At 56.4% G+C, this 9,993-nt stretch carries 8 protein-coding genes and 1 pseudogene; 1 reads left to right on the top strand and 8 read right to left on the bottom strand.

Annotated features, from left to right (window positions below):
• Positions 1-110: 110 nt before the first annotated feature.
• Positions 111-938 carry a transporter substrate-binding domain-containing protein gene (locus NKI85_RS36740; protein ID WP_352780722.1) on the bottom strand — a complete coding sequence of 276 codons (828 nt, stop codon included), beginning with the start codon at positions 936-938 and terminating at the stop codon, positions 111-113.
• Positions 939-1,457: 519 nt separating this feature from the next.
• Here NKI85_RS36740 and NKI85_RS36735 point away from each other — a divergent pair.
• Positions 1,458-2,645 (top strand): M24 family metallopeptidase, encoded by a 1,188-nt coding sequence (locus NKI85_RS36735; RefSeq protein ID WP_352780719.1) that lies wholly within the window; start codon positions 1,458-1,460, stop codon positions 2,643-2,645.
• A gap of 136 nt (positions 2,646-2,781) precedes the next feature.
• Here NKI85_RS36735 and NKI85_RS36730 read toward each other — a convergent pair.
• The 7 genes and pseudogenes from NKI85_RS36730 to NKI85_RS36700 all read right to left on the bottom strand — a co-directional run.
• Positions 2,782-2,967: pseudogene (locus tag NKI85_RS36730) on the bottom strand (phage integrase N-terminal SAM-like domain-containing protein); the annotation flags it as partial.
• Positions 2,968-3,147: 180 nt separating this feature from the next.
• Positions 3,148-4,611, bottom strand: coding sequence for an amidase (locus tag NKI85_RS36725; protein WP_352780716.1), 1,464 nt, complete (start codon positions 4,609-4,611; stop codon positions 3,148-3,150).
• Positions 4,612-5,075: 464 nt separating this feature from the next.
• Positions 5,076-5,783, bottom strand: coding sequence for an aspartate/glutamate racemase family protein (locus NKI85_RS36720; RefSeq protein ID WP_352780713.1), 708 nt, complete (start codon positions 5,781-5,783; stop codon positions 5,076-5,078).
• A gap of 16 nt (positions 5,784-5,799) precedes the next feature.
• Positions 5,800-6,978, bottom strand: a complete 1,179-nt coding sequence (locus tag NKI85_RS36715; protein ID WP_352780710.1) for a M24 family metallopeptidase — start codon at positions 6,976-6,978, stop codon at positions 5,800-5,802.
• A gap of 44 nt (positions 6,979-7,022) precedes the next feature.
• Complete coding sequence (locus NKI85_RS36710; protein ID WP_352780707.1) at positions 7,023-8,462, bottom strand: M20/M25/M40 family metallo-hydrolase; 1,440 nt, start codon at positions 8,460-8,462, stop codon at positions 7,023-7,025.
• A gap of 114 nt (positions 8,463-8,576) precedes the next feature.
• Positions 8,577-9,317, bottom strand: coding sequence for an amino acid ABC transporter ATP-binding protein (locus tag NKI85_RS36705; protein ID WP_352780725.1), 741 nt, complete (start codon positions 9,315-9,317; stop codon positions 8,577-8,579).
• A 128-nt stretch (positions 9,318-9,445) separates the two neighbouring features.
• A partial coding sequence (locus NKI85_RS36700; RefSeq protein ID WP_352780705.1) for an amino acid ABC transporter permease occupies positions 9,446-9,993 on the bottom strand: 548 nt, incomplete at its 5' end.

Below are 9,993 nucleotides of genomic sequence, written 5' to 3'. Positions count from 1 at the left end.
CGGCTTATGGACAAGCACCTCTGATTCAACTGTATCCGCATAGATCATGGCAGCCCTTTCCAAAAAAAGCGGCCCCGCCTGGCCGGGCCGCTATGGCTTTGCGGCCTCTACTAATGGACTGAATGATCCACCCCGAACCACTTGATCGACAGCTTGGAGAGTGAGCCGTCATCCTTCATGCTCTGGATAGCGGCCGCAATCTTGTCGTTAAATTCCTTGTCGCCACGTTCAACTGCAAGAGCTGTCGGCATGGAGTATGCGACGCCGATCACCTTGAACGGATAGCCGGCCTTGAGCGCATCCTCCGCCCCCGAAGCGTCAGCAAGAACTCCATCAAGGCGAACGCCGTCGCCGAGGCGAAGATCATCGAACGAACTAACGCCGGAATAGGTCTTCACCTGACCCGGCGTGAATTGGTATTCAATCGGCTTCGCGCCAATCCAATCCGCTGCTAGCTTGTGATTGAGATATAGCTCCCCCGTCGTGCCTGCCGCCGCGCCGACCACCTTGCCTTCGAGTTCGGAGAGCTTGGTTATCTTGCTGTCCTTGTGAACGACGCCGACCGCGTCGTCATTGATGTAAAGGGCCGGGAAGTCGAATTTTTCGGCCCGCGCCTTGGTCGGCGTCATCCACGTGGTCATGTCCCAGCGACCCTGCCACTTGCCTGCTGCAATGATATCCCAGTTCGGCGTCACGTATTTTGCCTGCACGCCCAGGGACTCCGCAATCCTCTTCGTGACGTCGATGTCGAATCCCTCGAACTGGTGTTGGTCGTTCAAGAACGACATCTTACCCCAGTTCGTCCCGACCGCGACTGTCAGCGTCTTGGTTTTGAGCACCCTATCGAGTGTGGCTCCGGCGTTTGCCGTAGCCAGAAGAGCCAAGGACGCTGCCGCGAGCGAGGCTGCAACTGCTATCGCTCTTACAAGCTTGTTCATGCGATGTTCCCTTCTTTTTATTGTCTTATTGTCTTGCAGATTTTATTCCTCGACCCGTTCTCCATGATGAAGACAACAAGCGCTCTCCAGGCCGATGCATTCCAACCATAACCAAAAAGTTTATTGCGCGTCTAACATCTTTTTAGCATAGATTATTCGCAAACGCGCAATAATATCATTCTGGGGGGCATTGCGGGCCCTTGTTGAGACCCGCCGCACTCCGCGATCGCGACGAGCGCCCCCAAAGCCTGAGGGTGATATTCTTGCTCGTTTGCGAATAATCTATACTCAAAAGATGTTAGACGCCAAAGAGTTTTGACCGCAGAATTGCATCTGCAAGGCAACAAACAAGAGAACACTCTGATTAGTCCATCCACATCCGGCGGCGCACCGTGGCCTCGGCAGCTTGAACCGCTCGCGCAGCCGCATTTCCGGCGGCCCGAACGAGGAGGATGGCACAACAACGACCAATGGCTCCGCTTTTACGGGGTCCCCAACACAGATAAGGAATTTCGTCATATGAATCCGTTATTTGAGCCAAGTTTCAGTGCTGATGAATACGCCGGCCGAGTAGCTAAGACGCGGACGAGGATGAAGGAGCGGGGCTTGGACATGCTTCTGGTAGCTGAGCCGTCGAATATCAACTACCTGACCGGTTACGACTGCTGGACCATGGTTCAGCCCCAGGCTTTACTTGTCCCTTATTCGGGTGACGTCGTGTTTTTCGCGCGGGAGGTGGACCTTCCTGGCGTAACTCTGACGACGCATCTCAGGAGTGAGCAGGTTTTTGGATACCCCGAGGACTATGTAGAGAAGGCGGACCGCCACCCGTTTGATTGGATCGCCGGTGTCATGCGGGAACGAGGCCTAATGTCGGGAACGCTCGCGATCGAACGCGACTCCAATTTTTACACAATCCGCTCCCATGAGGCGCTGATGGCTGGGCTCCCTAATGTAAACGCTGTTGATTCCCAGCGCTTAGTGAATTGGGTCAGGGCGGTCAAGTCGGACTCAGAGATCGATAAAATGCGTATCGCGGGCCGAATTGTCGAGCGCGTTATGGGTAAGACCTTTGATATGATCGAGCCTGGGGTACGTCAATGCGACGTCGCCGCGCAGATCTACGCGAACAGTATTATGGGCCTGGAGAACGCCGGTGGCACTTACCCTTCCGCGCCCCCATTGATGCCGACAGGGCCTGGAACAGCCGTCCCGCATTTAACCTGGTCGGATGCGCCGTTCAAAAGCGGTGAATCAACATCGCTAGAGTTTGCCGGCTGCTACCACCGATACAACGTGCCACTAGCGCGCGCGATTTTCCTCGGCGCACCGCCGCCGCGTCTTCTCGAAATGGCAGACATCGTCAACGATGGAATGGACGTGGCGCTCGCAGCCATACGGCCCGGCGCCCGCTGCGAGGATGTCGAAGCTGCATGGCGGGTGCTAATCACGCGCTACGGCCTCAGCAAGGCGACCCGGATCGGATACTCGATCGGAGTGGGCTACCCGGTCACGAGCTGGCTCGAAAAAACGATGAGCCTGCGACCCGGCGACACCACCGTTTTGGAACCCAATATGACCTTCCACGTGCTCCTGGGTATGTGGATGGATGGCTGGGGTTATGCCCTATCCGAATCAGTCGTCGTAACCGAGCGTGGTGCGGAATGTCTGTCAAATGTTCCGCGCGGCCTGAGGGTGAAGCGCTAATTTAATTTCGGTGAGATTGCGTGTGTCGTCGGATGATCGGTTGCCTGATGATCCGAGGTATCAAGTGCATGCTATTGGGTCGACTGCGACACAGTCGCGATATGCGATCCCTGCAGATTTGTCGATCCATGCCGCACCCGCTGCCATTCGCACTGACCTGGAAAGCGCGGACGTCCTCAAGGCCAATCCGGTCCGGAGAGCGGCCGAAATGGCGGGAAAACTTCGCTACCGCGCGGACATAGGATCGTTGCGTGGCCGGCAACAGATTGCGGATCGTCATGTTCTCGATCATGCGTCGGCGAAGCGGGCTCACATTGGCCATCTCATTGCTCCTGTTCTCAAGACTGTGCTTTCCACAGACGCAATCCTTCAAAACCGAAGCCTCACCCGCAAACCGGTGCACCATTTGCCGCGTCAGCGGCTTCGTCCAATCTGAACAGAGCCGAACAATTGAACTGACCATAGTATGCAATCCACCAATGAGGCCTTTAGGAAAGTTTGCTCACACATTCAGATTTGAACATTTGCGGTGATTATCAATTGTTCCCGCTCGAACCCTTGGTTGCCGGCCGCTCCATGGTCTGGCTTCCTCCAAGTCGCGTGCGACACAGACCAGTGTGGCCTCGTCTCCAAAGCGGCCGACGATCTGAACACCGATCGGCAGCCCGCTTGCGCTTTGTGCTAACGGCAACGACACGGAAGGTTGTCCCGTCACATTGAATACTTCTGTGTACTGACAAATCGCCGTAGACGTTTCCACGTATCCTTCGGCAGAGACTGCCGGGTCGGTTGCAGAATAGATGCCGCCGTGCGGCACGGCCACGATTGGCATTGTCGGGGTCAACAAAATGTCGAAGGCATGGATCGCCTCGCCCACCCGGAAACGCATTCTCCGAAGAGCCTCTTGTACGTCCGCCGCTCGGGAAAGAGGCAAATCCCGACTAAACTCATACCGTTTCAGGTTGACCGGCTCCAAGGTCTCTGCGCCGATAACGCGCCCCATGGCCCGCGCCGCTTCTTCGAGCATACTCGCGCTCGTCGGAGCGAGATATAATCTGCGGTACTCGCTAGGCTCATATGGCGGGTCAATGTCTTCTACCGAGTGCCTCATCTCCTGCAGAAGCGTTGCCGTCGCCTCGATGGCGCGCAGCACTTCCGGATCAAGATTGACCGCGCCCCAACTCGTTCTCGCGACTCCTACCCGCAGACGACCGGTGGGCTGTGAGAGTTCTTCCATATAGGGACGGTCCGGTTGGACGATAGTGAATGGATCGCCAGGATGAGGACCGGAAAAGACGTCCAGCGCGGCGGCCATGTCGCGGACAGTGCGACACAAAACAAATGTGCGGCTTTTGCCATGATTTGCGTCTTGAAGGTTTGGGCCGCCGGAAACACGCCCTCGGGAGGGATTCAGTCCGACAAGACCGCACCAAGACGCGGGGATGCGAATTGACCCACCGCCATCGCCGCCGTGAGCAATAGGAGTGATGCCGGCAGCTACTGCCGCTGCCGCCCCCCCGGAGGAACCTCCCGCGGAGCGTTTCAAATCCCATGGATTACGGGTGATGCCATTGAGAATCGATTCGGTCATTAGGGTAGACCCAAGCTCGGATGTTGTTGTCCTTCCTATCGTCCGAAGCCCGGCCTCTCGAGCGCGCCGAAAAAAATAACTGTCGGTATCGGAGCGGAAGCCTTTGAATAGCCGGCTTCCTTTTTCTTGTAGGCGGCCAGCTTCGGATGCTCCTACATCCTTGCGAAGGAAAGGCACGCCGTGGAAAATCCCTGCGTCCGCGCCGGCAACGGTCTCGGCATCTTCATAGAGTTCGATAACAGCATTGATGCACGGATTTACGTGGTCGTGGGCTTGGCGGGCCAAACGCGTTAGCTCCACAACAGTCATTTCGCCAGCGCTTACGAGGGAGGCCAAACCCGTCGCATCGTACTCTACGTATTCGCTTAGATTCATTGTAGCTATCCTTTCCCACCTTGCCTGGTGTCAGTGACAGAAGGTATTGCACGCGCAGCGGCGCGACGTTGCAAACCGGAGGTAGATCCATGATCGACATAGAGGTAAGCGATGGTCGAAATATTCTTTCAAGATTTCGTTCATCTGAAGTCTATATGACAATCGACTGCGGCTCTGATCGTGGGGAGGGTAGCCCCTCCTGACGGCACTTGTGCCACTATGCCCGGACAGGATCAGGAGGATTTGGGGTCGTGTCTCGAATTCGGTGGAAATGCTCCGGCGGCGCGCTCCGGGCATGTGAAGTTGGGTCCAATCAGGCGGCGAGGTCAAGGGCGATCGGCTCGATTGGCTGAGAAAGGGTTTCCATGCCTCCCGTACCTCTCGACAAGCTGGCCATGGCGGGGGGCCCCAGAGCCTTTTTGCAGAACGTCTGCAGCAGGTGGTTCTACTTGCGGGCCGTTAAGCTATGCGACCGCGCCAATCGTCAACTTGCAAAGGTCCGTAATGTCGTAGATGGGAAGCTTTGTGCTACTGCGTAGAGCACCCGTGACAACCGCAAATCCGGTGCATTCAAAGAGTAGCACTCCGATCTCAGGATGCTCAGCGCGGAGTCGAGTGATGCAAGCCGCCAACTCTCGCTCGATCGTATCGATGCTGACTCGGACTAACGGGCGCGCAATCGCGTTACGCACGTACTCACCGCCTTCGATCCCGCCGACGACCACCCTTGCTCGATCTGCAGGACTCTCGAGACCGAACAGGTCTTCACTGCAGTGTTTTGCGTCAGCCGTTATGACGGCAAGCTTTTGGGCAGGCGCCAGTTGTTGCAGCAATGCCGGAATAAGGAGCAGGCTTGACATCGCCACCGGCACGTTCACTGCCGCGGACACTGCCGCCTGATGCCTAATCAAAAAACCACAGTCGCCTACAATCGCACCAGCGCCGCGTTTGACCAACCGCCGGGCTGAACGAACACAAGCTTGCTCGAGCGAGGGGTCACCGGGGATCACCACCTCCGCAGTTGCACCCACCACCATCTCGGTAAAGATTGGTCGGTCGAAGGTCGCCGGATTCAGAAGGGACCCTTGCCGTGGAATACGTGAGGGGCCATCGGTGGGAAGCCCTTCATCAAGCTCAAGAATTCCAATAGCGGTACGTGTTTGCAACGTCATGACTTGATCTCCCAAATCATTTGACGAAAAGGGTGCGCGGCATCTTTGTTAACGGTTCATGGCCATTTTCGGTCACAGCAAAAGTCTGCGTAATTGTTACGCCGGCGTTGTCGAGCCACAGGCCAGTCATCATGTGAAATACCATACCAGGCTGAAGCACCGTTTCGTCCCACCGGCTAAGAGCGGCCGTGCGTTCGCCCGTTGCAGGAGGGAATCCGATTCCAGTCGGATAGCCAATTCGCGCTTCTTTTTCGATCCCGTGGCGGGCAAGTGCCTCGTGAACCGCGCCGAACACGTCTGAACAGGTCCGACCGGGACGGACGCTTTCGAGGCCGACATTCAAGGCTTCAACCTGGACTTCCGCTAAATTTTCGAAAGCGGCGGACGGCTTGCCCACAACAATTGTACGAGCAAGATTAACTTGATATCGGTGCCGGCTTCCACAAAGTTCGATATTGAGAACGGTGGAATCCGGCAAACGCTCCTCGGTCCAGTTGGCATGTGGGGCAATCGAGCGTTCGCCTATACAAAGATACGCGGGTGCACAAGTATAGCCACCCCCGAATTCGGCCGTACCCGAAATGAGATGTTGATAGGCAACCGCAGCGATATCGCATTCGCGCACACCTGCTTCAATTATATCGATCACTCGCTCCATCGCTACATCGGTGATCTGGCCAGCTTGCCGCATAATTGCAATTTCAGCCGGACTCTTAACGAGTCTGATCCACCCTACGAGAAGATCGGCATCCACAAACTCGGCGAGCGGCAGCGCCCGGGCAAGATCCGCGTGGGCGCGGGCAGAATAGTAATATCCGCCCATTTCCACGCCGATGCGCGGCCTTTCGCCGCCGACTTCCTTAACAATGTCGGCTATAACGTCATAGGCTGACAGTATCGACGAATGAACATGCGATTCGGGATAGCTTCGGATGTTGTGATCCGCAAGATAGGTTGTCATTACTGCTGAGATTCGATCCATCAATCGCCCCACCCAAATAGGCTCGTCGTAATCGATCGCAACAATCACCATTTGCGGAGTGTAGAATGAATAAGCATCGTAGCCGGTCAGATAATTTTGGTTCGGCGGCTCGGAGAGCAGCAGGATGTCAATCCCTCTTCTTGCCATCTCCCGTTTGACCGCGGCCAGGCGAGCCCGAAACTCGTCGACGTCGAAATGCAGGTCTTTTGTCATGTCGATTCCCGTTAAAAGGTAATTGGCAAGCAGTGCTGGTTGGGCTAAAGCAACTGCACTAGGGTCGCTTCATTGTCGGCCGCTGTGGCCATCGATCGAAACTCATCCGCGCTCTGCTCACCGACGCGCTCTAGTAACCTTGGCCACGCAGAAAGGCCTTCCGCCAACGAGGTGAGCCGGAAGAATTCGTTGGGCGCATGAATATCCTCGTCCGGAAGGGAGAATCCGAACATAAGCGTTTGAACCCCGAGCAGCTCTTGAAATATAACAGTGATGGGAATGGACGCGCCCATCCGAACAAGCACCGGCTCTCGTCCGGTCGCCTCAAACAAGACTCTCTTAGCGGCAAGCACGAGTGGATGCCCGGTGGGCAGGTCGAAGGCGCGGCACCCGGTTCCTGGGTCATCGATCAAGAGCTCAACATCCGAGGGGCAAACGGTGCGAAGATGAGCCTTCAGCGTGTCTGAAACCTGGTCAGGGTCCTGTCCGGGCACGATTCTCAACGACAGCTTCGCGTGGGCAGTATTTGGGATCACCGTTTTGTAGCCAACCCCGGTATGACCTCCCCACATTCCGTTTACGTCCAAGGCCGGTCGAAGCGTTAGTCGTTCACGAACCGAGAAGCCATGTTCCCCGTGGGCGTGCGCCCCAACGTCCTTGACGAAAGCGACCTCGTCGAAGAGAAATCTGGCCGTCTCATCTCGGGCATCCACAGAGACGGGCGGGAGGGCTGCTAGCAATCCCGGTATCGCGATCGCGCCATCCTCGTAATGTAACGAAGCGATGATCCTCGCCATCTCATGTGCGGCATTCCGGATCGTGCCGCCGTAACGACCAGAATGAACCTCCTTGTCGGCTGTCCAAAGCGAAATCTCAATCTCTACAATTCCGCGCGATCCGACGTTAATTGTCGGAGTTTCCGGGTGCGCTCGCGCGCCGTCAGCGGATATCATTCCATCCGCCTGAAGCAAGTCGCCGTACCGCTCCACAATCGCGCGCAAACTTGGACTGCTGGATTCCTCTTCTCCCTCCAAAAAAACTTTGACGTTCACAGGGCAGGAGCCCCGGACCTTAAGAAAGGCAGCGATGGTTTCGAGCGCGATTACAGTCGAGCCCTTTACGTCAGATGCACCGCGCGCGTAGAGCCGTCCGTCGCGGACGGTTGGTTCGAAAGGTGGCGTTACCCAAGCTTCTAGCGGTTGGGGAGGCTGAACATCATAATGTCCATAGATGAGCAAGGTAGGTCTTCCGGGCGCACCGTTCCAAGCTCCATAGACGGCTGGATGGCCGCCGCCATCAAGAAGCTGGACGTCGCTCAAGCCCATGCGCTTCAGCCAGTTCACTAGAAACGTTTGCGCGTCGCGCATTCCTTCTAGGTAAGTTGGGTCTGTGCTTACACTCGGCAGGCGCAAGAAGGCGCAAAGCCTATCCACGATTTCGCCCTGTCGGCCGAGGAGGTCCTGAACGATTTCATCTACATGCATGGTACTATCCATTTGCCTTAGCGCAGCAAACGCAGTTTGCCGAACAGTAATCATTTCTGATGCCTAACCTTTAAAGCGCAACCATAAGCTACAATCAGGCGGGCAACAAAACTATCAGTGCTTCAAGATCTGGCTGAGGAACAGCTTTGTTCTTGGGTGCTGCGGACTGGTGAAGAAGTCGTGCGGCTTGCCCTCTTCTACTATCCGGCCTGCATCCATGAAGATGACGCGGTCCGCGACGGAGCGTGCGAAGCCCATCTCGTGGGTGACGCAGACCATGGTCATGCCGTCGCGCGCGAGACTGGTCATGGTTTCGAGCACTTCCGACACCATTTCCGGATCGAGCGATGAGGTGGGCTCATCGAAGAGCATGACGGCAGGCTCCATACAGAGGGAACGGGCAATTGCGACGCGCTGCTGCTGTCCTCCGGAGAGCTGCCCCGGATATTTGTTCGCCTGCTCCGGTATGCGCACGCGCTCGAGGAATTTGAGCGCGAGCCTCTTTGCCTCGGCCTCTGGCACGCCCTTGATCCACATTGGAGCGGCCATGCAGTTCATCAGGACGGTCATATGCGGGAAAAGATTGAAGTGCTGGAACACCATGCCGACATTCTTGCGAACTTCAGCCAGCTCGAGCATCTTGCTGTGCAACCTGATCCCGTTGACGGCGATCTCGCCCTCCTGGTGTGCCTCAAGCCTGTTGAAACAGCGGATCAGCGTCGACTTTCCCGATCCGGAGGGGCCGCAGATAACGACGCGTTCACCCTTTCGGACACTGAGGCTGACGTCCGTCAATGCTCTGAAGGCGCCATACCATTTTGAGACGTTCCTGGCTTCGATGACTGCGTCGCTCATTTCCGCCTGCCTCCCGCTCGATGATTTTCCATCAGGGGTTGACCCTGGAAGCGGCCCATCGAGGGGCGCTTTTTTTAGAGAGCTTTGCCAGTTCGGAGCGCGCTTTATTTGATGTATGCCGTCGACGGTCATCGTACCTTGCTCCTGGCAAAATAACGCTCAATCCTGGATTGAATCAGCTCGAGGCAGACGGACAGAATCCAATAGATAATTGCGACCGCTATCAGCATCTCCATGTGATGGAAGGTCTCCTGGCCAAGGGTGCGAGCAAGATACGTCAGCTCCCACACGCCGAGGACCGAGACAAGCGAGCTGTCCTTCAGCATCCCGATGAACATGCTTCCCATTGGCGGAATAATGACGGGAAGCGCCTGCGGCAGGATGATCTTGCGCATCGTGAGCCCAAAACCGAAACCCATGGACCGGGATGCCTCCCATTGGCCACGGTCGATGCTTTGGATGCCGGCGCGGAAGATTTCCGTCATGTACGCGCCAATACACAGCGAAAGCGCCAAAATGCCTGATGGCACGGCATTCAGTATAATCCCCACCTGAGGTAGACCGAGATAGATCAGATAAACCTGCATCAGAAGAGGCAGGCCGCGGAAGAACGAAGTGTAAAAGCTGGCGATGGCGTAGGCGAACCCGTTGTTTGAAAGTTTCGCTATGGCGGCAA

The sequence above is a fragment of the Mesorhizobium sp. M0571 genome (genome assembly GCF_040320985.1).
Lineage (GTDB): Bacteria > Pseudomonadota > Alphaproteobacteria > Rhizobiales > Rhizobiaceae > Mesorhizobium.
Note: the sequence above shows the minus strand (reverse complement) of the source record. Positions and strands in the feature narration are given on the sequence as shown.

Excerpts from the sequence above, each read along its gene's own strand:
- NKI85_RS36725 (WP_352780716.1), bottom strand. The coding sequence starts at position 4,611 with ATGAATCTAAGCGAATACGTAGAGTACGATGCGACGGGTTTGGCCTCC.
- NKI85_RS36735 (WP_352780719.1), top strand. The coding sequence starts at position 1,458 with ATGAATCCGTTATTTGAGCCAAGTTTCAGTGCTGATGAATACGCCGGC.
- NKI85_RS36710 (WP_352780707.1), bottom strand. The coding sequence starts at position 8,462 with ATGCATGTAGATGAAATCGTTCAGGACCTCCTCGGCCGACAGGGCGAA.
- NKI85_RS36740 (WP_352780722.1), bottom strand. The coding sequence starts at position 938 with ATGAACAAGCTTGTAAGAGCGATAGCAGTTGCAGCCTCGCTCGCGGCA.
- NKI85_RS36720 (WP_352780713.1), bottom strand. The coding sequence starts at position 5,783 with ATGACGTTGCAAACACGTACCGCTATTGGAATTCTTGAGCTTGATGAA.
- NKI85_RS36705 (WP_352780725.1), bottom strand. The coding sequence starts at position 9,317 with ATGAGCGACGCAGTCATCGAAGCCAGGAACGTCTCAAAATGGTATGGC.
- NKI85_RS36715 (WP_352780710.1), bottom strand. The coding sequence starts at position 6,978 with ATGACAAAAGACCTGCATTTCGACGTCGACGAGTTTCGGGCTCGCCTG.